Below are 23891 nucleotides of genomic sequence, written 5' to 3'. Positions count from 1 at the left end.
CTCCGTCACCCTCGGGACAAGTCCGAGGGTGACGGGGCGGGAGAGGCCTCAATACACGCCGTCGAAGCCGAAGATCGGCTTGCGCTCGCGCCACGCCCCGCGCGTGAAGTCGGGGAAGTCCACCGTGTGATTGCCCTCGGCGATCGACTGTTCCGACAGAGGGGTGATCGCGCTCCAGCTCACGGCGTCATAGATGTCCAAAGGCATGGCCGCCTTGGCCTTCAGCGCCTCGACGAAGGCGTGGATGACGAAGAAGTCCATGCCGCCGTGGCCCGATCCGGCCGCCGTGTCGGCGTGGGTCTTCCACAGCGGGTGGTCGTACTGCTCGAACCAGGCCGCCTGCGCCTCCCACTGATGCGCGGGGCTGCGGCCCTCGATGTGGACCGACTGGTTCAGGTCCATCCACAGCCCCTTCACCCCCTGCACCCGGAAGCCCAGCGAATAGGGACGCGGCAGATTGGTGTCGTGCTGCAGCAGGATCGTCTCGCCGTTGGCGCAGCCGATCGAGGTCGTCACCACGTCGCCCAGCTTGAACTGGACCTGGGCGTTCGGATGATCGGCCCCGCCGTTGTCGACCACATAGGCGTGCAGCCCCCGCGCCTTGGAGGCGTAGGCCGTCAGCGTCGTCATCCGGTTGCCCCGATTCAGGTCGATCCAGTTGGCGATCGGCCCGATGCCGTGCGACGGGTACAGCTCCCCGTTCCGGTTGACCGAATGCCAGGTGCGCCAGCGCGCCTCGGACCAGCCTTTCGGCCCGAACTCGACCCCGCCGCCATAGGGCTTCTGCGGATCGCCGCTGTTGAACTTCACCGCGCGCAGATCGTGCTGATAGCCGCCCTGCAGGTGGACCAGTTCGCCGAACAGTCCGGCGCGCACCATGTTCAGCACCGCCAGCACGTCGCGCCGATAACAGACGTTCTCCAGCACCATATAGGGCGTGCCGGTCCGCTCGTGCGCCTCCAGCACGTCCCAGTGGTCCTGAAGGCTGACGCCCGCCACCACCTCGCAGCCGACCGGGATTTTCGCCTCCATCGCCGCGATGGCCATGGGGGCGTGCCATTCCCACGGGGTGGCGATGATGACCGCATCCAGCCCCGGATGGGCCAGCAGGTCGCGATAGGCCTGATCGGGCGCCCCCTCATAGGCGCGGGGCGCGGGCTTTCCGGCGGCGGCGATCATCCCCTTGGCCCGCGCGATCATCAGCGGTTCGATGTCGCACAGGGCGACGATGTCCACATCGGCCCGCTTCAGCAGAATGGACATCAGGCTCTGCGCCCTCAGCCCCGTGCCGATGATCCCGATCTGCAAGCGGTCGTTCCGCGCCAGGGCCGGCCCGGCCAGGGTCGAGGCGGCGACGGCGGCGGACGAAGCGGCGATGAAGGCGCGGCGATCCATGATGAAGGCTCCTGCTGAAAGGCGTCGCTGTTTCGCTTAAGCCAAGCCGCAGGGCGCGCCAAGCGGCCCGCGCCGCCTGCCCTTCCGTCACCCTCGGGCTTGTCCCGAGGGCCCAGGTTCGCTCCAGGCGCGACGACGGATGTTCAGACGCAGCCGTCGAACGGTCGCCGCCTCACGCACCGCCGTCATAGGCCCTCGGGACACGCCCGAGGGTGACGATCCTTGGAAGCGAAACGCCCTACCGGCACGCCGCCACGCAGACCCGCGCCAGCACCTCAGCCGAGTCGATCAGCGGCGCGTCCACGTCGCCCTGATCCAGCAGCAGCGGAACCTCGGTGCAGCCGCCGATCACCGCCTCGGCGCCCGCCGCGATCAGCGCCTTCGCCAGGTCGCGCATGGCCGCGCGCTGTTCGGCGCCGACGTCGCCCGCCTTGACCCCGAACACCACCTGCATGAACCGCTCGCGCTCGGCGGGGGAGGGGGCGACCATCTCCAGCCCTTCGGCCGCCAGAGCCTCGGCGTACAGCAAGGCCGCGCCCGGCGTGGCCAGCACCCCGACCCGCCGCGCCCCCGTCGCGCCCGCCGCCTTCGCGGTCTCGGCGATCATGTCGATGAAGGGCAGGCCCGCCGCGCGGATGGCGCCCGCATGGGCGTGGGCCGTATTGCACGGCATGGCCAGCACCTGCGCGCCCGCCGCCTTCAGCGCCCGCGCCATTTCGCCCAGCGTCCGGCCGGCGGCTTCCGGCTGGCTGTGGCGATTGGGCACCTGAGGGTTGATGTCGGCGATGATGCGGATGTGCTCCTCGTCGCCCGTCGCCGGGGTCAGGGCCTGCACCCGAGCCAGAAAGGCTGTCGTCGCCGCCGGCCCCATGCCGCCCAGAACGCCCAGAACGCGCGCCATGTTTACGATCCTGCTGAACCGCCGCGTCCCCAGTAAACCAGGCGCAGCGGGAAAAACGATTATTGTTCGATAAAGAGCGTTAACACGCGAAAATCAGCGGAACCAACATCGCGGCCGAGGATTGTGCAATCGGACACGTCGGACGCCCCCCCAACCCCGACGAAGTCTGCGGCGGCCCGGCCTTAACGCCCCCCCGACTGAGAAGCCGGGCCGCCCCCTCTCCCCCTTCTGATCCCGTCTCGCTTGACCCGTCGCGCAAACGGGCTAGGGTCGCGCCGTTCTCCGGGGGGTCGCAATCGAGCGGCTGAGATTGAGGTTTCTCCTCTGACCCGTCGAACCTGATCCGGGTCATGCCGGCGAAGGGACGAGTTCACCGCCTCCACGCCGGGAAACCGACAAGAGGCGCTCAAACCGCGCCGGCGGACCTCTTCTCGCAGGAGGCCGCCAAATGAATATCCACGTTTCCAACGAACAGCCGCACGAGCCGCAGGTCGATCTGGCCCTCGCCGACGCCCGCAAGGAAGTCGCGTCCGAACACGGCGCCATCCCCACCGGCCCCCGCGCGGGCAGCCGCAAGGTCTATGTGGCGGGCGAACTCTTCCCCGATATCCGCGTCCCCTTCCGCGAGGTCGCCGTCCACCCGTCCGCCAACGAGCCGCCGGTGACGATGTACGACTCTTCGGGCCCCTACACCGACCTGTCCGTGACCATCGACATCAAGAAGGGCCTGCCGCGCGTCAAATCCAGCTGGCAGCTGGACCGCGGCGACATCGCCCCCGTCGCGAACCCGCGCGAGGTCAAGCCCGAGGACAACGGCCACGCCAGCGGCAAGCACCTGGCCCCCCGCTTCGACGTCTCCAACCACCGCGTGTTCAAGGGCGTCGAGGGCCGCCCCGTCACCCAGTACGAATACGCCAGGGCCGGCATCATCACGCCCGAGATGGAATACGTCGCCATCCGCGAGAACCTGCGCCGCGAACAGACCGCGCCCTGCATCCGCGACGGCGAAGACTTCGGCGCCTCGATTCCCGACTTCGTCACGCCCGAGTTCGTCCGTCAGGAGATCGCCCGCGGCCGCGCCATCATCCCGCACAACATCAACCACCCCGAGGTCGAGCCGATGATCATCGGCCGCAACTTCCTGGTGAAGATCAACGCCAATATCGGCAACTCGGCCGTCCTCTCCAGCGTCGATGACGAGGTCGACAAGCTGGTCTGGGCCACCCGCTGGGGCGCCGACAACGTCATGGACCTGTCGACCGGCCGCAACATCCACAACATCCGCGACTGGATCATCCGCAACTCGTCCGTGCCCATCGGCACCGTCCCCATCTATCAGGCGCTGGAGAAGGTGAACGGCGTCGCCGAAGATCTGACGTGGGAGGTCTTCCGCGACACCCTGATCGAACAGGCGGAACAGGGCGTCGACTACTTCACCATCCACGCGGGCGTGCGCCTGCCCTTCGTGCCGATGACGGCCAAGCGGGTGACGGGCATCGTCTCGCGCGGCGGCTCCATCATGGCCAAGTGGTGCCTGTCCCACCACAAGGAGAGCTTCCTCTACGAGCATTTCGAGGACATCTGCGACATCATGCGCGCCTATGATGTCTCCTTCTCGCTGGGCGACGGCCTGCGCCCCGGCTCCATCGCCGACGCCAACGACGAGGCCCAGTTCGCCGAACTGCGCACCCTCGGCGAACTGACCAAGATCGCCTGGGCCAAGGGCTGCCAGGTCATGATCGAAGGCCCCGGCCACGTGCCGATGCACAAGATCAAGGCCAACATGGACGAGCAGCTCAAGCACTGCCACGAGGCGCCCTTCTATACGCTTGGGCCGCTGACTACCGACATCGCCCCCGGCTACGACCACATCACGTCCGCCATCGGCGCGGCCATGATCGGCTGGTTCGGCACGGCCATGCTCTGCTACGTCACGCCCAAGGAGCATCTGGGCCTGCCCGACCGTCAGGACGTCAAGGACGGCGTCATCACCTACAAGATCGCCGCCCACGCCGCCGACCTGGCCAAGGGCCACCCCGGCGCCCGCGCCCACGACGACGCCCTCAGCCGCGCGCGCTTCGAGTTCCGCTGGGAGGACCAGTTCAACCTCTCCCTGGACCCCGAGACCGCCCGCAAATTCCACGACGAGACCCTGCCGAAAGAGGCGCACAAGACCGCCCACTTCTGCTCCATGTGCGGCCCGAAGTTCTGCAGCATGAAGATCAGCCAGGACATCCGCGACGCCGCCAAGGCCCAGAACGACGCGGGCGCCAGCCTGACGGACGCCGAGGCGGGCATGGCCGAGATGAGCGCGAAGTTCAGAGCGGGGGGCGGTGTGGTGGAGGTGAAGGTGTGATGCAAATGCCCGTTGTTCAACGGCTATGATTGTCATCCATATGCTCAAGCTTTAGCTTGAGCATATGGATATAGCTGCTCCCCTTATCACCGCGATTGCTGCGCTGATGACTGCCGTCGCTTGGCCTGCCGCAGCGCTGGCAATCGCGTGCCTGTTCCGTAAGGAGGTACGATCCGCGATTGCCAAAATTCCTGAGATTTTTGATCGAATGAAATCAGTCAAAATCTTCGAAATCGAAGCACAACTTGAAAAAATCGCTGATCAAGCGACCAGCGGTGAGGATTCCAAGGGAGCTATTAGCCCTACAGAATTTATTGCCGCCGAGCGCATTAAAGATGAAGTTGCAGAAGTCGGCGAACAGGCGATTGCAGTTCAGCTTGACAGACTTTGCGTAGAATATGACACGATAAGGCGAGAGGTTGACCCAAGCCCTCGGCGCACCCGTTCCATGACCCAAATCTTGGTACGGATGAGAATGCTTGGGCCGTCAATGTCGAAATATATGACGACATACATGACGTCAGGTTCGGCAGGCAGCCGCTTAGCCGCCGTAGCAATGATGCAAATCCAACCAGAAAAGGCTGATATCGACTGGCTTGTGCGCCGCTTCAAGGAAGAATCGCCATTTGTATTCTACCACGCTGCCTTAGCTCTTCGGAACATAGCCAATAATGTTCCTCATCTCTGGGCCGAAGTAAAAAACGCAGCTAACGCTGCATTAGATATCGTTAACAAATTTAACGGCACTCCTGATGCGGAAACCGTGTTTGTACTTAAAGCGCTTCTTCGCGATGAAGACAGCGGACGGTATGTATAGAACTTTCGTTTAAGCTAGCTGTGGAATTTCAACCCTACGCACCGTAACTCTGTCGTTTGGTAGCCCATGCCCACCCTCGTCCTCCTCGCCGGGCCGAACGGCGCCGGGAAGACCACCTTCATCAACGGCTTCCTGCGCGAACGGGCCGAGGCGTTTCAGTTCGTCAATCCCGATGAAGTGGCGCGGTCCCTGCCGCAGGGCCCCGGCCGTGATCTGGCCGCCGGGCGGCTGGTGCTGGAGCGGCTGGAGGAACTGACCGACGCCCGCGCCGACGTGGTGCTGGAGACGACGCTGGCCACCCGCACCCACGCCCGCCGCATCCGCGACTGGAAGGCGGCCGGATACCGCTTCGAACTGGTCTATCTGCGCCTGCCCTCGGTCGAGGCCTCCATCGCCCGCGTCGCGCACCGGGTCGCGCGCGGCGGCCACGACATTCCCGAAGAGACGCTGAGGCGGCGCTATCCGCTCAGCCTCGCCTACCTCGAAACCGTCTACAAGCCGCTGGCCGACAACTGGCAGGTCTACGCCAGTGGCGGCGAGACCCCCGAACTGCTAGATTGGGGAACGCGATGAACAAGCCGCTGTTTGATCACGAAACCACCCTGAAGGCTCTGCGCCGCGCGGCCGAGACGGCCAAGCACGGCACGCGCGAGGAGCAGTCCGGCAAGTTCCTGCCCCCTCCCGGCTGGAAGGGCCGTCTGGTCACGGGCGCCCCCGCGCCGAAGCCCGAACCCAGGCGCAAGCGGGCCTGACCTCTCTTTCCTCCCCATTCCATGGGGAGGAGAAAGCTCATCCCGTCCGATCCTGACGCACCCGTCCTCCATCCTCCGTCTTTCAGGCAGGAGGCGGCGCGATGGACGATCATGCTTCGGGCGGGCGGGAGAAGGATTGGCCTGAGAAGGACTGGCATGAGGAGGCGCCGCGCATCATCGCCTCCGGCCGGTGGGAGCAGGACGAGTACGGCGACACCACCTACATCCCCGACCATGTGCGGCCCTCGACCGCCGAGCGGGCCGAGACGGCTGACGCCCAGCGCGGCCATTATTACGAAGACCCGGCGCCGCGGGACGGCTATCGCGTCCGCTCCGAGGCGGTCTGGGCGGCGGCGCGGCGCGACTATCTGGCCGGGGATACGGCCGAGGCCGTCTGCGACCGTTATGGGCTGAAGCTGGGGACGCTGCGGTCCCGCGCTGCGCGCGAGGGCTGGCGCCGCTGCGACGCGGGCGACCCGGACCCCTGGCCCGACGACGACGATCCGGTCGAGGATGCGGCGGAGGCCCCCGACCTAGCGGCGATGGCGGCTCAGGCCCTGATGCGGCTGAACCGGGCGGTGCGGCGCGGCCGGGCGGCCGAGGCGGCGTCGTGGCTGCGCACCTGGCGCGCGCTGACCGACCCGGCCCTGCTGGTCGCCGCCGAGCCGGAAACCCCGCCGCCTGCGCCTGACCCTGACCCTGACCCTGACCCTGACCCTGACCCCCTCGACACGCTGGAGGCCGACATGAAGGCGGTCGCCGCCGTCGCCCGCGACGCCGCCCGTCTGGCTCCCGACGACCACGCGGGCCGCCGCGCCGTCGAGGCCCGCATCGCCGTCCTCAGCGCCCGCCTCGCGCCGGAAGGAGAGGGGGCGATTTCAGACGATTCAGACGAATTGGACTCTGTTTTTCCCGACCCTTCTCCCCTTGTGGGAGAAGGTGGCCCGTAAGGGCCGGATGAGGGGTGTCGGCGCGACATGACGCGCTTTCTCTCCCTCGGGTTGATTGGAAAACGGGGCGCTTACACCCCTCATCCGTCCGGCTTCGCCGTCCACCTTCTCCCACAGGGGGAGAAGGGGATTAGCGTTTGCCCGCGATCTCGCGCAGGGCGTTCTCGAACACCTGCGTCGGCTGGCCGCCGGAGATCAGATATTTGTCCTCCACCACCACGGCGGGGACGGAGGTGACGCCCCGCGCGCGCCACAGGGCCTGCGCCGTGCGCACCTCCTGCATGTAGCGGCCGGACGCCAGCACCTCGGCCGCCTCGGCGCGGTCCAGCCCGGCGGCCTCGGCCGCCTCGGTCAGGACGCCCGCGTCCGAGACGTTGCGGCCTTGCGTGAAGTGGGCGCCGAACAAGGCGTGCTTCAGCGCCGCCTGCTTGTCCGGCGCCGTCAGCCCGGCCCAGTGCAGCAGGCGGTGGGCGTCGAAGGTGTTCCACATGCGGCTGTCGTCGCGGAAGTTCATCTCGACCCCGACCTCGGCGGCGCGGGCGGTGATGGCGGCGCGGTTGGCGGCCGACTGTTCGGGGGTGGAGCCGTATTTGCGGGCCAGATGCTCGCCCATGTTCTCGCCCTCGGGGGCGATGTCGGGGTTCAGCTCGAACGGCTGGAACGCGATGTCGGCGGCGATCCCTTCGCCCTGGAGCCGCTCCAGCGCCTGCTCCAGTCCGCCCAGCCCCACGGCGCACCACGGGCACATGACGTCGGAGACGAAGTCGATCTTCAGCGGCTTGAGCGGGGCGGCGTCGGTCATGGAGGACGGCTTTCTGGAACAGCGTGTGTTACGAGGATATGGGGGCGATGAAGAAGGAGGCAAGCGCGCCTTCTCGCGCGGGGCAGGAAAGATTACACACCGCCCATGACTGAACTCACGCCCCCCGTCGTCGTCCTCGACAAGTCCCAGATGGCCGACAATATCGGCGCGGTCGCCCGCGTCATGGCCAATTTCGGACTGTCGGAGCTGCGGCTGGTCAGCCCGCGCGACGGCTGGCCCCAGGACCGCGCCTGGGCCACGGCGTCCGGCGCCGACTGGGTGCTGGACGGGGTCAAGGTGTTCGACAGCGTGGCCGAGGCCATCGCCGACCTGAACACCGTCTTCGCCACCACCGCCCGCCCGCGCGAGACGCGTCAGCCGGTGCGCACCCCGCGCGAGAGCGCCCGCATCCTGTATGACGACACGGCGTCGGGGCTGAAGACCGGCCTGCTGTTCGGCGGCGAGCGCGCGGGGCTGGAGACCGGCGACATCGCCCTGTGCGCCGGGATCACCACCATTCCGATCGACCCCAGGCACCACTCGCTGAACCTGGCGCAGGCGGTGGCGATCAACGCCTATGAGTGGCGCACCCTGATCCTGGACGCCCCGCCGCCGCGCTTCCGCGAGGGCGAGCCGCCCGCGTCGAACGACCTGCTGGTCGGCATGTACGAGCATCTGGAGGCGGAGCTGGACAACGGCGGCTTCTTCTATCCGCCCGAGAAGAAGCGCTCGATGAGCCAGAACCTGCGCGTCATGCTGGGCCGCGCCGCCTTCACCGAACAGGAGGTCGCCACCATGCGCGGCGCCATCCACGCCCTGGCCAAGGGCCGTGGCCGGGTGCTGGCCAAGCTGGCGGCGGAACGGGCCGAGGCGGCGAAGAAGGAGGAGTAAGGGATCCTGTGCTCGTTTGCGCCGCCGTTTGCCGTCATCCTCGGGCTTGACCCGAGGATCGGGTTGTCCGCCAGCGGCCGCTTGGAAAGCATGAGCGCGCCGCTTGCCTTGATCCTCGGGTCAAGCCCGAGGATGACGGTGAGGGGGAGCCTTACAGCGTCTCGAAGAACCCCGGCACGGTCTCGCTGGCGGGGCCATAGACGCCCTCGTCGAACAGGCCTGCGCCCTGCGTCGGCTCCAGATTGATCTCCACCGTCCGCGCCCCGGCCATGCGCGCCAACTGGACGAAGCCCGCCGCCGGATAGACCGCGCCGGAGGTGCCGATGGAGACGAACATGTCGCATCGCGCCAGCGCCCGCTCGATCCGCTCCATCTCCAGCGGGATTTCCCCGAACCAGATGATGTGCGGGCGCAAGGTTCCGTGCGGGTGATGGGGCGAGGCGTGTCGGGTTTCCAGATCGCTGGTCCAGTCGCAGACGACACCCGAGGCGGTGCAGCGCGCCTTCTTCAGTTCGCCGTGCATGTGGATCAGCTCGAAGCCCGGCGCGGGCGGCGTCTCAAGGTGCGCCCGGTCGTGCAGGTCATCGACGTTTTGCGTCACCAGCAGGAAATCGCCCCTCCACCGCGACGCCAGATCGGCCAGCGCCCGGTGCGCGGCGTTGGGATGTACGCTGGCGAGCTGTCGCCGTCGCTGGTTGTAGAAGTCCTGCACCAGAGCCGGGTCGGCGGCGAAGCCCTCGGGCGTGGCGACGTCCTCGACGCGATGCCCCTCCCACAGGCCGTCCGAGGCGCGGAAGGTGGGCACGCCGCTCTCGGCCGAGACGCCGGCGCCGGTCAGGATGACGAGGTTCATGGCGGCAGTCTAAACTCTTCTGCTCTTGAGAGAGAAGGCGGCTGGTGCCGCGGGTCGGACGAAGGGTCTCGCCGCTCGTGGCCGTTTGCGGGGTTGAAACTGGTCGCCGCTGGTGCGACCCCTCATCCGTCGGCCTGCGGCCGTCACCTTACTCCCGCAAGGGGAGAAGGAAGAGACCGAAGAGACCAAGGACTAGCCCCATGAAAACCCGCGCCGCCGTCGCGTTCGAAGCCAAACGTCCGCTCGAGATCGTCGAGGTCGATCTGGAGGGGCCGCGCGCGGGCGAGGTGCTGATCGAGATCAAGGCGACGGGGGTGTGCCACACCGACGCCTATACGCTGGACGGACTGGACAGCGAGGGGCTCTTCCCCTCGATCCTGGGCCACGAGGGCGCGGGCGTGGTGGTCGAGGTGGGCGCAGGCGTGACCTCGCTGGCTGTGGGGGACCATGTCATCCCGCTGTACACGCCGGAATGCCGCCAGTGTAAGTCGTGCCTGAGCCGCAAGACCAACCTGTGCACCTCGATCCGGGGCACGCAGGGCAAGGGGCTGATGCCGGACGGCACCTCGCGCTTTTCCTACAAGGGCCAGACCCTTCACCACTATATGGGCTGCTCGACCTTCTCGAACTACACGGTCCTGCCCGAGATCGCGGTGGCCAAGATCCGCAAGGACGCGCCCTTCGACAAGGCCTGCTACGTCGGCTGCGGCGTGACGACGGGCGTGGGCGCCGTGGTCAACACGGCCAAGGTCGAGCCGGGCGCCAACGCCGTGGTCTTCGGTCTGGGCGGCATCGGCCTGAACGTCATCCAGGGGCTGAAGATGGTCGGGGCCGACATGATCATCGGCGTCGACATCAACGGCGACAAGGAGGAGTGGGGCCGTCGCTTCGGCATGACCCACTTCGTCAATCCCAAGGACGTGTCGGACGTGGTGACCCATCTGGTCGAGCTGACCGGGGGCGGCGCCGACTACACCTTCGACTGCACCGGCAACACCGTGGTCATGCGTCAGGCGCTGGAAGCCTGTCACCGCGGGTGGGGCGAGAGCGTCATCATCGGCGTGGCCGAGGCGGGCAAGGAGATCGCCACCCGTCCGTTCCAGCTGGTCACCGGCCGCGTCTGGAAGGGCTCGGCCTTCGGCGGCGCGCGCGGCCGCACCGACACGCCGAAGATCGTCGACTGGTACATGGACGGCAAGATCGAGATCGACCCGATGATCACCCATACGCTGCCGCTGGAGCGGATTAACGAGGCCTTCGATTTGATGCATGAAGGCAAGAGCATTCGTTCGGTCATCGTCTTCTAACGAGTGGGATTCAGCCATGGGCGACTGGAAACTGCCGTGGACGGGGGCCTGCCTCTGCGGGCGAGTGAAAGTTCAGGTCGCCCAGGCCCCGGTCTTCGCGGCGGCCTGTCACTGCCGGGCCTGTCAGAAGCTGACGGGCGGCGCCTATTCCCTGAGCCTGATGCTGCCCAGCGAAGGGCTGACGGTCGAGGGCGAGACGGAGATCGGCGGCCTGCACAATCCCGTGCCGGAGCATCACTTCTGTCCGTCGTGCAAGACCTGGCTGTTCACGCGCGGCATCGCCGGCGGGCAGTTCGTCAACCTGAGGCCCAGCCTGCTGGACGACGGGGCGTGGTTCGTTCCCTATGCCGACACCTGGACGACGGAGCGCCTGCCCGGCGCTCAGTCGGGGGCCAAGCTCGGCTATCCTGAGTTCCCGCCGCCCGAGGACTATGCAGAGTTGATGGGCGGCTACGCCCGCGAGGGCGCGCGGCCCGACTGAGCAGGTGCAGCAAAGTTCGTTGCCAAACGAAACCTTGTCGGCTTAGCTTGCCGCGCCCGGCGCTATGATCGGGCGGATCTGGGAGGATCACCATGTTTACGCACGTCACTGTCGGGGCCAACGACCTCGAAGCCTCGCACAAATTCTATGACGCCGTTCTGGGCGCGCTGGGCCACCAGCCGGGCACGCCCAGCGACGCGCCCATGCCGGGCGTCTGGTACATGACCCCGCGCGGGATGCTGGGCGTGGTCAAGCCGCGCGACGGCCAGGCGGCGTGCCACGCCAACGGCGGCACCATCGGCTTTTTCGCCAGCAGCCCCGAGGCGGTCGTCGCCTTCGCCGAGGCCGGGGTTGCGGCGGGCGGCGTGGCGATCGAGGATCCGGCCGGGCCGCGCAACACGCCTTTCGGCGCGATGCACCTGGCCTATCTGCGCGATCCGTCGGGCAACAAGATCTGCGCCGTGCACCGGCCGGGCTGAGGATTGAGGCGATGAAGATGAAGGCGGCGACTGCGTCGATCATGGCCGTTCTGGCCGTCACGGCGCTCGCCGCCTGCACGCCGGGCGGGGCGGATGCGCCCGTTGCGGCGCCGGCGGAGGCCTGGGCCCAGAAGAAGGTGGTGCTCTACCTGCCCGACCCGGTCATGAAGCAGAGGGTCGAGATCGCCGACCTGTCTCCCTATCTGAAGGCCGTCGATGAGGCTGTGGCCGCTGCAGCAAAGGCGCAGTCCTCGCAGCCCGGCGCCTCGGGCATGCTGTTGCTGATGGTCAAGCCGGGCGAACGATCCAGGGCTTTCGTCGTCACCGGAGAGCCGTCGATGAAGCCGGAGGCGGTCGAGGCCATCGTCGCCGCCGCCGGGGCGGTTCCGGCGCCGTCGGTGCGCGAGGGGCCGATCCTGGTCGGCCTGCAGTTCGACGCCTGGGGCGGCGGCGCGCAGCCCCAGGGGGCGGTCGCCCCGATCCCGCGCGACTGGTACGCGCATTTTTCCAAGGATGGCGGCGTCCTCGATGACGCCTTCATGGCCAGGGTCTGGCCGGACTGATCTTCAGGAGTTCGAGTTGATGGAAACGGTCAAGAGCCACGTCGTTCACGGCGGGACGCTGCGCTATCTGAAGCACGACAGCGCGACGACGGGCACGCCCATGACGCTGTCGGTCTTCGTTCCGGCGGGGGAGGGGCCGTTTCCGGTCCTGATCTGGCTGTCGGGTCTGACCTGCACCGAGGACAACTTTACCACCAAGGCCGGGGCCTATAAGGCCGCCGCCGAACACGGCGTCATCATCGTCGCGCCCGACACCTCGCCGCGCGGGGAAGGCGTGGCCGACGACGCGGCCTATGATCTGGGGCAGGGCGCGGGCTTCTATGTCGATGCGACGGAAGCGCCGTGGGCGCCGCATTTCCGCATGGAGAGCTATGTCGCGGGCGAGCTGATCGATTTGATCGACGGTGAGTTCCCGACCACGAAGACGCGCTCCGTCTTCGGCCATTCGATGGGCGGGCATGGGGCGCTGACGCTGGCCCTGCGGCATCCCGAACTGTTCCGGTCGGTGTCGGCCTTTGCGCCGATTTCCTCGCCGACGCGCTGCCCCTGGGGCGAGAAGGCTTTCACCGCCTATCTGGGCGGGGACCGGGCGGAATGGGCGAAACATGACGCGGCCCTGCTGATCGAGGGCGGGGCGGCCAAGGGCGTTTTCGACGACATCCTGGTGGATCAGGGCGACGCGGATTCCTTCCTGACCGATCAGCTGAAGCCGGAACTGCTGAAGGCGGCGGCGCAAAAGGCCGGACAGGGGCTGACCCTGAGGATGCAGCCGGGCTATGACCATTCCTACTTCTTCATGGCCAGCTTCGTGGACGATCATGTGGCCTTCCACGCCAAGCGGCTGAAAGCCTGAGTGTGATGACCGACGCTGCCCCCGATTTCGACGCCATGTTCGCCGACCTGTGCAACCAGGTCGGCTTCTGCCTGCACGAAAAGGGGCAGAAGAAAGTGATCGACGCCCTGCCCAAGGGCTTGGACGCCGCCATGCGCGCCGTCTTCGCCGCCGAGGGCGTGGACGAGCCGAACGCGCCGGGCGATCTGAAGCGCGCCGTGCGCGACTGCATCAAGGCGCACGTTCAGCGGTGACGGGCCTGAGGCGCCGCCGCTCGCAGGCGGCGGCGCGTGAAGGAAACATCAGCCGCGTGACGATCATGGCTTGCGGGCTTTCGCCGCTCGGATAGCATCCCGGCCCATCGCTTTTGGGAGGAAGCTCATGATGGATCGCCGCCGCCTGCTGATGTCGGTCGCCGCGGGGGGAGCGCTGGCCGCTGTCGGCCCGGTTCGCGCCCTCGCCCCCGGCGCTGTGGCGCAGACCGCTTCGGCCGACTTCAACGCCCTGATGAACCGGATCGCGCAGGAGATGCTCCTGACGGACCCGGAATCTCTGACCATGCTGGGCATGGACCGGGGCGAACACGCCGACGCCCGCTTCAAGCTGAGCGACCGCAGCCAGGCCAAGGTCGAGGCGGACAAGGCGAAATTCATCACCGGAATGAAGGATATGGCGGCGATCGACCGCGCCGCCCTGCCGGCCAAGGAACAGATCTATCACGACTCCCTGACCTTCTTCGGCGAGACGGTGAAGGAGGGCTACGCCTTCCCCTATGGCGGCGGGATGTTCCCCTCGCCCTATACGGTCAGCCAGCTGGGCGGTTCGTACCAGCAGATCCCGGACTTCCTCGACAGCCAGCACCGCATCGAGGCGGCGGACGACGCCGAGGCCTATCTGTCGCGCCTGTCGGACTTCGCCCGCAGTCTGGACGACGAACGCGAGCGGATGCGGATCGACTACGCCGCCGGGGCCGTGCCGCCGGATTTCGTCATCGACCGCACCCTGACGCAGATGGGCGCCATCACCGGCACGGCCGTGGCCGACTCGGCCATGAGCCAGTCGATCGCCCGCCGCACGGGCGAGAAGAACATCCCCGGCGACTGGGCCGCGCGGGCGCAGACGATCCTGACCCGAGAGGTCTATCCGGCGATCCAGCGCCAGGCGGACGCCCTGAAGGCGGTGCGCGCGGGCGCGTCGCACGACGGCGGGGTGTGGCGCCTGCCGGACGGCGAGGCCTACTATCGCTATGGACTGAAGAACTACACCACCTCCTCGATGACGCCGGATGAGGTGCATCAGATGGGGCTGGATCAGGTGGCCGAAATCTCGGCCCGCGCCGACGGCCTGCTGAAGGCGCAGGGGTTGACGCAAGGCGCGGTCGGCCAGCGCATCGCCGCCCTCGGCAAGGATCCGCGCTTCGTCTATCCGAACACCGACGAAGCCAAGGAAGAGCTGCTGAAGGAACTGAATGTCCAGATGGCGGCCATGCAGGCCCGCATGCCGGACTATTTCGGCCGCCTGCCCAAGTCGCCGTGCGACATCCGCCGCGTGCCCAAGGCCACTGAGGCCGGCGCGCCGGGCGGCTACTACATGGCGCCGGCCCTGGATGGGTCGCGTCCGGGCGCCTACTACATCAATCTGCGCGACACGGCGGAGTGGCCCAAATGGACCCTGCCGACCCTGACCTATCACGAGGCCGTGCCGGGCCATCACTTCCAGATCGCCCTGCAGATGGAGCAGCCGGACACCCCGCTGCTGATGAAGGTCATGGGCTTCTCGGCCTATTCCGAGGGCTGGGGCCTGTATTCGGAGCAGTTGGCGGACGAGATCGGCGCCTATGAGAACGATCCCTTCGGTCAGATCGGCTATTTGCAGTCGCTGATGTTCCGCGCCGCGCGTCTGGTCGTGGACTCGGGTCTGCACCACAAGCGCTGGAGCCGCGAACAGGGCATCCGCTACATGGTCGATACGCTGGGCGATCAGGAATCCAGCATCGCCACCGAGGTCGAGCGCTACTGCGTCTGGCCGGGCCAGGCCTCCAGCTACAAGGTCGGCCACACCACCTGGGTGCGCCTGCGTGAAGACGCCAAGAAGCGTCTGGGATCGCGTTTCGACATCAAGGGCTTCCATGACACCGGCCTGAGCCTGGGCGGGGTGCCGCTGACGGTTCTGGAGCGGACCATGAACGCCTGGACCCCGGCCTGACGGCTGGACCTCTTACGGGCGCGCCGGTCCGTCATTCAGTAAGCTTTGGGAGCGGCGTCCGGCGCGGCGCGGCTCTGTTGGGGGAATATCCGAATGATCGACCGCCGCCGCCTTCTTCTGACCGCCGCCGCGACCGCTGTCGCCGCGCCTTCGCTGGCGCAAGCCGCCGCCGCTGTGACCGATGCCGATGCGCGTCTGAACGCCCTGCTGGACGGCTGGTTCGAGGCTGACATCGACGAGTCGCCCGAGCGCGCCACCAACCTGGGTCTGGACAAGGGCGCCCGCGCGGGCCTGTCGTCCAAGCTGAGCGAAGCCGGGCCGGACGCCATCCGCAAGGATCGCGACAAGGCGGTCAGCCGCTGGGCCGAGCTGCGCGCCTTCGATCAGACCGGCCTGTCCGAGGCCGGGGCGCTGAACTACGCCATCGCCGCCTTCGGGCGTCAGACCTCGGCCGAGACGGCGCGCTTCGACTACGGCGCCGGGCCGGGCCGCCCCTCTCCCTATGTCGTGACCCAGCTGTCGGGCGGCTATTTCTCCATGCCGGACTTCATGGACAATCAGCACCGCATCGACGACGCGGCGGGCGCCGACGCCTTCCTGTCGCGCCTGGACGCCTTCGCCGGCGTGCTGAACGGCGAGACGGCCAAGATCCGCGAGGACGCCGGGCTGGGCGTCATTCCGCCGGACTTCATCATCGACCGGATGCTGCCGCAGATCCGCACCCTGCGCGATACCTCGGCCGCCGACATGGCCATGATCAAGTCGCTGGCCCGCAAGGCCGGGGCGCTGAACCTGTCGGGCTATGACGCGCGCGCCGTCGCCCTGGTCGATCAGAAGATCAAGCCCGCCCTGGCCCGCCAGATCGAGGCGCTGGAGAAGATCCGCCCCGACGCCGTGCACGACGCGGGCGTGTGGCGCCTGCCGGACGGCGAGGCCTTCTACGCCGCCGGGTTGAAGTCGAACACGACGACCACGCTCTCGGCCAAGGAGATCCACGCCATGGGCCGCGAGCAGGTGGCCGAGATCACCGCCGAGATCGACGGCATCCTGAAGTCGCAGGGCATGACCCAGGGCACGGTCGGCGAGCGGGTTCAGGCCCTGAACAAGGATCCGGCCCAGCTGTTCCCCAACACCGACGCGGGCAAGGAAGAGCTGCTGAAGTGGCTGAACGAGCAGGTCGCCGCGCTGGAGCCGAAGCTGCCCGCCGTCTTCGGCCGTCTGCCCAAGACCCACGTCGAGGTGCGCCGCGTGCCGGTGTCGATCCAGTCGGGCGCGCCGGGCGGATATTATCAGGGCCCGCCGCTGGATGGGTCGCGTCCGGGCGCCTACTACATCAACCTGCGTGACAGCGGGAACTGGCCGAAGTTCGCCCTGCCGACCCTGACCTATCACGAGGCCTCGCCGGGCCACCATCTGCAGGTCGCCCTGCAGCGCGAGTCGGGCGAGCTGCCGCAATGGCGCCGCGCGGGCGGCTTCTCGGCCTACAATGAAGGCTGGGCGTTGTACGCCGAGGCGGTCGCGGCGGACGATCTGGACGCCTACGCCACCGATCCGCTGGGCCGGGTGGGTTTCCTGATGTCCTATCTGTTCCGGGCCGTGCGCCTGGTAGTCGACACCGGCATCCACTCCGAACGCTGGAGCCGCGAACAGGCGGTCGACTATATGGCGGCCTCAGGCGCCAAGCCGCTGGACGCCTCGAACAGCGAGATCAACCGCTACTCGGTCTGGCCGGGCCAGGCCTGTTCCTACAAGGTCGGCCACACGGTCATCGCGCGCCTGCGCGAAGAGGCGGAAGCCAAGCCCGGCTTCGACCTGCGCGCCTTCCACGACAAGGTGCTGGGCAGCGGCTCCCTGCCGCTGGCGGTGCTGGAAGGGCGGATGCGCGCCTGAGGCGTGACTGAAGCCTGAAACGAATGACGGCCCGGACGTTCGCGCGTCCGGGCCGTTTTCACGTCTGGCGTCGAGCCGTCGTCAGGTCGCCGCGCGCCAGGTGGTCGGCCACAGATCCTGCGGAATGGCGGTGCAGCTGGGCATGTTTTTCTCGTTCAGCAGGGCGAAGCGTTCGCCGGTCCAGGCCCAGGTGCCCATGCGGCCGCAGTCGCCGATGCCGCGTCCCCGACCGAAGGCGAACAGGGTGCGGGTCTTGGGGTCATAGCGGCTGTTGACCAGGGTTTCTTCGCTGCCGGTCGCCGTGGAGAAGCTGACCAGCTGGGGCGAGGTTCGGTCAGCCGATGTGATGAAATAGACCTGGTTGAAGTTGTAGGCGCCTTCGCCGCAGGGCACGGCCCACAGCAGTTTGTCGTCGGCCAGACGGAAGACCTCGACGTCCGGTTCGAACCGCTCGCCCTTGCGGGTTTCGGCCAGGCATTCCTTTACCTTGGGGTGCGCCAGCAGCGCGGGCGACAGGTCGTCATGCACCAGACCGTTCTGCGGCGCGGCGGCGGCGATCGTCACGCGCGGGGCGGCCGGCGCGGCGGGGACGCTGGAGGCCGGACGGTCGCCGCGACGGATCAGGGCGGTGGTCGTGCCCAGCCGCCCCTGACGCTCGTCGATCCACAGGAAGGCGGCGGCGGCCCCGCCCAGGCTGACCTTGATCTGCTTGTCGCCGCGCCTTAACGCCATGAAGGAGCCGTTGCCGAGACCCTGCATCAGCTGGGCCGAGGGCGTGTTGAAGGCGATGACGTCGCCTTCCTCGTCCATCTTGGTGTTCTGGCCCGCATGGCGCCGGCCGTCGATCTCGGCGTAGACGTCGCCCTCGCCGTCCTCCAGGCCCCAGCCGCCCATATGAACCACGGGCCGGGCGTCCGGTCCGGGGGCGAGCGAGACGAGGGCGAAGCCCATCTCATTCTCGCCCGGTCCGAAGGCGACGCAGTGGTTGGTGTTGTCGCAGGTGGCGGTCCAGTCGCGGAACTCGCGCGTCACGCTGGGCGGGTTGGCGGCGGCGGCCTGGACAGCGGGGGCGGCGGCCGCTTCTGCAGGGGCCGGCGCGGCCGGGGTTTCGGGCGTGGCGGCGGCCTCGCGTCCCTTGCAGGCGATCAGGGTCAGGGGGAGGAGGGCGACAGAGGCGGCGAACCGCAGGCGGCGAAGCGTCATCAGGCGTTCCATGCGTTCTTGATCGACTGGCGACGCCAAGCGTAGCCGTGAAAAAGCCTAGCGGCCAAGCCGCCGTTTCGTTCCGGCGGCTTCGTTCCCGCCGTGCGGCTTTCGTCCCCTTTGCGCCCGCGCGCCGGGGTCGCTATATCCCCTGCACTGAATTCCTTCCCTGATTGAGAGACAGAGGCGAAAGCATGGCCAAGATCAAGGTCGCCAATCCCATCGTGGACATCGACGGCGACGAAATGACCCGGATCATCTGGCAGATGATCAAGGACAAGCTGGTCTTCCCGTACCTGGACCTCGAACTCGACTATTACGACCTCGGCATGGAAAGCCGTGACGCCACCGACGATCAGATCACGATCGACGCGGCCCACGCCATCCAGAAGCACGGCGTCGGCGTGAAGTGCGCCACCATCACCCCGGACGAGGCGCGCGTCGCCGAATTCGGCCTGAAGAAGATGTGGAAGTCGCCGAACGGCACCATCCGCAACATCCTGGGCGGCGTGGTCTTCCGCGAGCCGATCATCTGCAAGAACGTCCCGCGCCTGGTGCCGGGCTGGACCCAGCCGATCGTCGTCGGCCGTCACGCCTTCGGCGACCAGTACAAGGCCACCGACTTCCTGATGCCGGGACCGGGCGTGCTGACCATCAAGTTCGTCGGCGACGACGGCCAGGTCATCGAGCACGAGGTCTACAAGTCGCCGGGCGCCGGCGTCGCCATGGGCATGTACAACCTGGACGCCTCGATCCGCGAGTTCGCCCATGCCTCGTTCGCCTATGGCCTGCAGCGCAACTACCCGGTCTATCTGTCGACCAAGAACACCATCCTCAAAGCCTACGACGGCCGCTTCAAGGACATCTTCCAGGAAGTCTTCGACGCCGACTACGCCGAGGAATTCAAGAAGCGCGGCCTGACCTATGAGCACCGCCTGATCGACGACATGGTCGCGGCCGCGATCAAGTGGTCGGGCGGCTTCGTCTGGGCGTGCAAGAACTACGACGGCGACGTGCAGTCGGACATCGTGGCGCAGGGCTTCGGCTCGCTGGGCCTGATGACCTCGGTGCTGATGACGCCGGACGGCAAGGTCATGGAGACCGAGGCCGCCCACGGCACCGTGACCCGCCACTACCGCCAGCATCAGAAGGGCGAGGCCACCTCGACCAACTCGATCGCCTCGATCTTCGCCTGGACCCGCGGCTTCAAGCACCGCGCCAAGCTGGACGGCAACGCCGAGCTGGCCGAGTTCGCCGATACGCTGGAGCGCGTGGTCGTCGAGACCGTCGAGTCGGGCTTCATGACCAAGGATCTGGCCCTGCTGGTCGGCGATCAGCAGTCCTGGCTGACGACCGAAGGCTTCCTGGACAAGGTGTCCGAGAACCTGAAGAAGGCCCTGCCGGGCATCGGCTGAGCTTAGCTCAGAACGACATCAAGGCCCGCCGGAGCGATCCGGCGGGCTTTTTGTTGGGCGTTATCCCCCACATTCGCCGTCATCCTCGGGCTTGACCCGATGATCCAGGGGGGGCGACGCGCTCGATCCTGCCCATGTCCCGCACGCGGATGGCTGGATCCTCGGGTCAAGCCCGAGGATGACGGCGTGGGACAGAGGGACAGGGGGACGGAGTCGCGTGAAAACACGCATTGAACCCGCCTACGATCCATGTCCCTAATACTCTTGGGGATTTTGACGCCGTTTCGTCGTCGTCTCGTCGCGTTCGTAAGGCAGGGGAGGGCCGATGAACCGCAAACTGATCATTCGTCTGGGGGTGGCGGCCGCCGCAGTCCTTGTGGTCGCCTACGCCGCGTCGCCGCTGCTGGCGGCGCGATCGTTGGTGCAGGCGGCGAAGGCCGGGGATGAAACGGGGCTGGAGCGCCAGGTGGACTTTCCCGCCTTCCGCGCCAGTCTGAAGGACGAACTGAACGCCCGCATGATGGCCGAGATGCGCAACGATCCGCGCATGGCCGACAGCGGCCTGTCGGGTCTGGGCATGCTGCTGGCGCCCGCCATCGTCGGCGGGGCGGTCGACGCCTTCGTCACCCCGCAGGCGATCTCGATGATGGTGCAGGAGGGTCGCACGCCCAAGCCCGCTCTCTCGGTCGAGACGGAGCCGAAGGCGAAGAGCGACCATGACCGCGTGCGTCAGTCGTGGGGCTATCGCGACCTGGACACCTTCGCCGTCACCCTGACCCGCGACGACCAGCCGGACGAGCAGGTGTCCCTGCTGATGAAGCGCCGCAACCTGTTCGGCTGGAAGCTGGCGGCGATTGATCTGGGGACGCCAGAGTAAGCCATACTCCGCTCATCCCGGCGGAGGCCGGGATCCAGTGCTTTGGCTTCAAGCGCTTTGCTGAAATGGAAAGGACGCCGTGTGGCGCTCTTTCTGGTTCCCGGCCTCCGCCGGGATGAGCGGGGTTGGGGCAGCGCTCAACCCTCGATACGCGAGCGGCCTAAAGAAAAGGGCGGCGCATCCGATGCGCCGCCCTTTCCTGTTTCAGCCTGTCAGGGTGATCAGCCCTTCAGCGCGGCGCGGATGGCGTTCAGGCCGTCCTCGGCCTTCGATCCGTCCGGGGCGCCGCCCTGGGCGAAGTCGGGCTTGCCGCCTGCGCCCTTGCCGCCCATGGCGATGACGGCGTCGCGGGCCAGATCGGCCGCATTGACCTTGCCCGCCATGTCCGGCGTCGCGGCGACGGTGATGGCCGCCTTGCCGTCGGTGACGCCGACCAGGGCGACGACGCCCGAGCCGATCTGCTTCTTGAAGTCCTCGGCCACGCCGCGCAGGCCCTTGCCGTCGACGCCGTCCAGAACGCGGGCGATCAGCTTGATCCCGCCGATCTCTTCGGGGGCCGCATTGGCGCCCGCGCCGCCGCCCAGGGCGAGCTGTTTCTTCAGGTCGGCGACCTGCTTCTCCAGCGTCTTGACCGAGGCTTGCAGACCCTCGACGCGAGCCGGAACCTCAACGGGCTGGATCTTGAAGCCCTGGGCCAGATGGCGCGCGACATTGGCCTGATCCAGCAGGAAGCGGCGGGCCGCCTCGCCGGTCAGGGCCTCGACGCGGCGCACGCCGGCGGCCACGCCGCCTTCGGACACGATCTTGAACAGGGCGATGTCGCCGGTGCGGAAGACGTGGGTGCCGCCGCACAGCTCGACCGAATAGGCGCCCGGACCCGACAAGGCGCGGCCGATGGTCAGGACGCGAACCTCGTCGCCGTACTTCTCGCCGAACAGGGCCACGGCGCCCGCCGCGATGGCGGCGTCGGGCGTCATCAGTTCGGTGGTGACCGGGACGTTCTGGCGGATGACGGCGTTCACCTCGTCCTCGACGCGGGCGATCTCCTCGTCCGTCATCGGGGCGTTGTGGCTGAAGTCGAAGCGCATCCGCTCGGCGTCGACCATCTGGCCCTTCTGGGCGACGTGAGCGCCCAGCACGTTCTTGACGGCGGCGTGGAACAGGTGGGCGGCCGAGTGGTTGGCGCGGGTGGTCGGGCGCGAGCCTTCCTCGACCGTGGCGGTCACGACGGCGCCGGTGGACAGCGAGCCCTTGGTCACTTCCAGCGTGTGAACGTGCAGGTCGCCGCCATGCTTCTTGGTGTCCAGCACGCGGCCTTCGCCGCCGCTCCAGACGAAGGCGCCCTTGTCGCCCGCCTGACCGCCGCCTTCGCCGTAGAAGGGGGTCTTGTCCAGCAGCACCTCGACCGTCTCGCCGGTCGCGGCGGACGCCGTCTCGGCGCCGTCCTTGACGATGGCGATGACCTTGCCTTCGCCGGTTTCGGACTCATAGCCGGTGAATTCCGTGCCGCCGTGCTGGTCGCGCAGGGCCAGCCAAGCGCCGGCCGAAGCCGTCTGGCCCGAGCCCTTCCAGTGCTCGCGCGAGCGGTCGCGCTGCTCGGCCATGGCGGATTCGAAGCCGTCGACGTTGACGCTGAAGCCGCGACGGCGGGCCTCGTCCTGCGTCAGGTCCAGCGGGAAGCCGTAGGTGTCGTACAGGGTGAAGGCCGTCTGGCCGTCCAGCATGTCGCCGGCCTTGAAGTCGCTGGTCGCCTGATCGAACAGATTCATGCCGCGACCCAGCGTGGTGCGGAAGCGGATCTCTTCCTGCTTCAGCGTGTCCTCAATGAAGGCCTGGGCGCGGCCGAGCTCGGGGTAGGCCTCGCCCATCTCCTCGACCAAAGTCGGCACCAGGTGGTGCATCAGCGGATCGGCGGCGCCCAGCAGGTGGGCGTGGCGCATGGCGCGGCGCATGATGCGGCGCAGGACATAGCCCCGGCCCTCGTTCGAGGGGGTCACGCCGTCGGCGATCAGGAAGGCGGTCGAACGCAGGTGGTCGGCGATGACCCGGTGCGACGGGGCGCGCTCGCCCTCGGCCTTGGTCGAAGTCAGTTCTTCCGATGCCGCGATCAGATTGCGGAACAGGTCCACTTCATAGTTGGAGTGGACGCCCTGCAGGACGGCGGCGATGCGCTCCAGACCCATGCCGGTGTCGACCGACTTCTTGGGCAGTTCGCGAACGATCTCGTCGTTCTCCTTCTCGAACTGCATGAAGACGTTGTTCCAGATCTCGACGAAGCGGTCGCCGTCCTCGTCCGGCGAACCGGGAGGGCCGCCGAAGATGTGGTCGCCGTGGTCGTAGAAGATTTCCGTGCACGGGCCACTCGGCCCGCTGTCGCCCATGGCCCAGAAGTTGTCGGCGGTGGGGATGCGGATGATCTTGTCGTCCGAAAAGCCGGTGATCTTCTTCCAGATGTCGAAGGCTTCATCGTCTGTGTGATAGACGGTGACCAGCAGGCGCTTGGGATCGAGGCCGAACTCCTTGGTCAGCAGGGTCCAGGCGCGCTCGATGGCGTGGTCCTTGAAGTAGTCGCCGAACGAGAAATTGCCCAGCATTTCAAAGAAAGTGTGGTGGCGCGCGGTATAGCCGACGTTGTCCAGGTCGTTGTGCTTGCCGCCCGCGCGCACGCATTTCTGCGAGCTGGTGGCGCGGTTGTAGGGCGGGGTGGCGGCGCCGGTGAAATAGTCCTTGAACGGCACCATGCCCGCGTTGACGAATAGTAGCGTCGGGTCGTTCTGCGGCACGAGCGGAGCCGACTGCACCTTCTCGTGGCCGTCGGCGGCGAAGTAGTCGAGGAAGGTGGAACGGATCTGCTTCAGGCTGGTCATGGGCGTATCGCTCTGGAACTCGGGCGCGCGGGAGGAATGTCGGAACCGGCGTCAT

Annotated in this window: 22 protein-coding genes and 1 riboswitch; of the genes, 16 read left to right on the top strand and 6 right to left on the bottom strand. The window is 67.5% G+C overall.

All coding sequences use genetic code 11. The annotated features are described in order from the left end of the window. Positions 1 to 48: 48 nt before the first annotated feature. Positions 49 to 1395, bottom strand: a complete 1347-nt coding sequence (locus ABC419_RS15575) for a Gfo/Idh/MocA family protein (protein ID WP_412876861.1) — start codon at positions 1393 to 1395, stop codon at positions 49 to 51. Positions 1396 to 1633: 238 nt separating this feature from the next. Continuing rightward, positions 1634 to 2296 (bottom strand): cysteate racemase, encoded by a 663-nt coding sequence (gene cuyB, locus ABC419_RS15570; protein ID WP_412876862.1) that lies wholly within the window; start codon positions 2294 to 2296, stop codon positions 1634 to 1636. Positions 2297 to 2569: 273 nt separating this feature from the next. Beyond that, a riboswitch (TPP riboswitch) is annotated at positions 2570 to 2679 on the top strand. Positions 2680 to 2744: 65 nt separating this feature from the next. On the opposite strand from cuyB, the gene thiC reads away from it, so the two are divergent. The 5 genes from thiC to ABC419_RS15545 all read left to right on the top strand — a co-directional run bounded on the left by thiC (position 2745) and on the right by ABC419_RS15545 (position 7171). After that, positions 2745 to 4652: a phosphomethylpyrimidine synthase ThiC gene (gene thiC, locus ABC419_RS15565; protein WP_412876863.1), complete on the top strand. Its 1908-nt coding sequence runs from the start codon at positions 2745 to 2747 to the stop codon at positions 4650 to 4652. Between the two features lie 106 nt (positions 4653 to 4758). Next, positions 4759 to 5469: a hypothetical protein gene (locus tag ABC419_RS15560; RefSeq protein WP_412878791.1), complete on the top strand. Its 711-nt coding sequence runs from the start codon at positions 4759 to 4761 to the stop codon at positions 5467 to 5469. 66 nt (positions 5470 to 5535) lie between these two features. After that, the gene (locus ABC419_RS15555; protein WP_412876865.1) at positions 5536 to 6042 is read left to right on the top strand and encodes an ATPase; all 507 of its coding nucleotides are present in this window, start codon (positions 5536 to 5538) and stop codon (positions 6040 to 6042) included. Beyond that, positions 6039 to 6221, top strand: a complete 183-nt coding sequence (locus ABC419_RS15550; RefSeq protein WP_412876866.1) for a hypothetical protein — start codon at positions 6039 to 6041, stop codon at positions 6219 to 6221. Before ABC419_RS15555 ends, ABC419_RS15550 begins: the two co-directional genes overlap by 4 nt. A 101-nt stretch (positions 6222 to 6322) precedes the next feature. Next, positions 6323 to 7171 carry a hypothetical protein gene (locus ABC419_RS15545; protein WP_412876867.1) on the top strand — a complete coding sequence of 283 codons (849 nt, stop codon included), beginning with the start codon at positions 6323 to 6325 and terminating at the stop codon, positions 7169 to 7171. A gap of 130 nt (positions 7172 to 7301) precedes the next feature. Here ABC419_RS15545 and ABC419_RS15540 read toward each other — a convergent pair whose 3' ends face one another. Continuing rightward, positions 7302 to 7973, bottom strand: a complete 672-nt coding sequence (locus tag ABC419_RS15540) for a DsbA family oxidoreductase (RefSeq protein WP_412876868.1) — start codon at positions 7971 to 7973, stop codon at positions 7302 to 7304. A 105-nt stretch (positions 7974 to 8078) separates the two neighbouring features. On the opposite strand from ABC419_RS15540, the gene ABC419_RS15535 reads away from it, so the two are divergent. After that, positions 8079 to 8864 carry an RNA methyltransferase gene (locus ABC419_RS15535; protein WP_412876869.1) on the top strand — a complete coding sequence of 262 codons (786 nt, stop codon included), beginning with the start codon at positions 8079 to 8081 and terminating at the stop codon, positions 8862 to 8864. 151 nt (positions 8865 to 9015) lie between these two features. On the opposite strand, the gene ABC419_RS15530 is transcribed toward ABC419_RS15535, so the two are convergent. Continuing rightward, positions 9016 to 9717, bottom strand: coding sequence for an NAD-dependent deacylase (locus ABC419_RS15530; RefSeq protein ID WP_412876870.1), 702 nt, complete (start codon positions 9715 to 9717; stop codon positions 9016 to 9018). 200 nt (positions 9718 to 9917) lie between these two features. Here ABC419_RS15530 and ABC419_RS15525 point away from each other — a divergent pair, with 200 nt between their 5' ends. The 8 genes from ABC419_RS15525 to ABC419_RS15490 all read left to right on the top strand — a co-directional run bounded on the left by ABC419_RS15525 (position 9918) and on the right by ABC419_RS15490 (position 17474). Further along, complete coding sequence (locus ABC419_RS15525) at positions 9918 to 11024, top strand: S-(hydroxymethyl)glutathione dehydrogenase/class III alcohol dehydrogenase (protein WP_412876871.1); 1107 nt, start codon at positions 9918 to 9920, stop codon at positions 11022 to 11024. Positions 11025 to 11040: 16 nt separating this feature from the next. Continuing rightward, a complete protein-coding gene (locus ABC419_RS15520) occupies positions 11041 to 11505 on the top strand; it encodes a GFA family protein (protein ID WP_412876872.1) in 465 nt (154 codons plus the stop codon). Between the two features lie 92 nt (positions 11506 to 11597). Continuing rightward, positions 11598 to 11984: a VOC family protein gene (locus tag ABC419_RS15515; RefSeq protein WP_292060476.1), complete on the top strand. Its 387-nt coding sequence runs from the start codon at positions 11598 to 11600 to the stop codon at positions 11982 to 11984. 11 nt (positions 11985 to 11995) lie between these two features. Continuing rightward, positions 11996 to 12547, top strand: coding sequence for a hypothetical protein (locus tag ABC419_RS15510; protein WP_412876873.1), 552 nt, complete (start codon positions 11996 to 11998; stop codon positions 12545 to 12547). Positions 12548 to 12566: 19 nt separating this feature from the next. After that, complete coding sequence (fghA, locus tag ABC419_RS15505) at positions 12567 to 13400, top strand: S-formylglutathione hydrolase (RefSeq protein WP_412876874.1); 834 nt, start codon at positions 12567 to 12569, stop codon at positions 13398 to 13400. Between the two features lie 5 nt (positions 13401 to 13405). Further along, a complete protein-coding gene (locus ABC419_RS15500) occupies positions 13406 to 13633 on the top strand; it encodes a hypothetical protein (protein ID WP_125901118.1) in 228 nt (75 codons plus the stop codon). 127 nt (positions 13634 to 13760) lie between these two features. Beyond that, positions 13761 to 15584, top strand: a complete 1824-nt coding sequence (locus ABC419_RS15495) for a DUF885 domain-containing protein (protein WP_412876875.1) — start codon at positions 13761 to 13763, stop codon at positions 15582 to 15584. A 93-nt stretch (positions 15585 to 15677) separates the two neighbouring features. Beyond that, positions 15678 to 17474 (top strand): DUF885 domain-containing protein, encoded by a 1797-nt coding sequence (locus tag ABC419_RS15490; protein WP_412876876.1) that lies wholly within the window; start codon positions 15678 to 15680, stop codon positions 17472 to 17474. Between the two features lie 81 nt (positions 17475 to 17555). Here ABC419_RS15490 and ABC419_RS15485 read toward each other — a convergent pair whose 3' ends face one another. Continuing rightward, positions 17556 to 18677: a DUF1176 domain-containing protein gene (locus ABC419_RS15485; protein ID WP_412876877.1), complete on the bottom strand. Its 1122-nt coding sequence runs from the start codon at positions 18675 to 18677 to the stop codon at positions 17556 to 17558. 194 nt (positions 18678 to 18871) lie between these two features. On the opposite strand from ABC419_RS15485, the gene ABC419_RS15480 reads away from it, so the two are divergent. Both ABC419_RS15480 and ABC419_RS15475 read left to right on the top strand, forming a co-directional pair. Then, positions 18872 to 20092, top strand: a complete 1221-nt coding sequence (locus ABC419_RS15480; protein ID WP_412876878.1) for an NADP-dependent isocitrate dehydrogenase — start codon at positions 18872 to 18874, stop codon at positions 20090 to 20092. 325 nt (positions 20093 to 20417) lie between these two features. Further along, the gene (locus ABC419_RS15475; protein ID WP_412876879.1) at positions 20418 to 20969 is read left to right on the top strand and encodes a DUF2939 domain-containing protein; all 552 of its coding nucleotides are present in this window, start codon (positions 20418 to 20420) and stop codon (positions 20967 to 20969) included. Positions 20970 to 21190: 221 nt separating this feature from the next. Here the strand turns inward: ABC419_RS15475 and alaS are convergent, their stop codons facing one another. After that, complete coding sequence (alaS, locus tag ABC419_RS15470; protein ID WP_412876880.1) at positions 21191 to 23836, bottom strand: alanine--tRNA ligase; 2646 nt, start codon at positions 23834 to 23836, stop codon at positions 21191 to 21193. Between the last annotated feature and the right edge of the window lie 55 nt (positions 23837 to 23891).

It is taken from the genome of Brevundimonas phoenicis, assembly GCF_047237745.1.
Classification (GTDB): Bacteria; Pseudomonadota; Alphaproteobacteria; order Caulobacterales; family Caulobacteraceae; genus Brevundimonas.
Note: the sequence above shows the minus strand (reverse complement) of the source record. Positions and strands in the feature narration are given on the sequence as shown.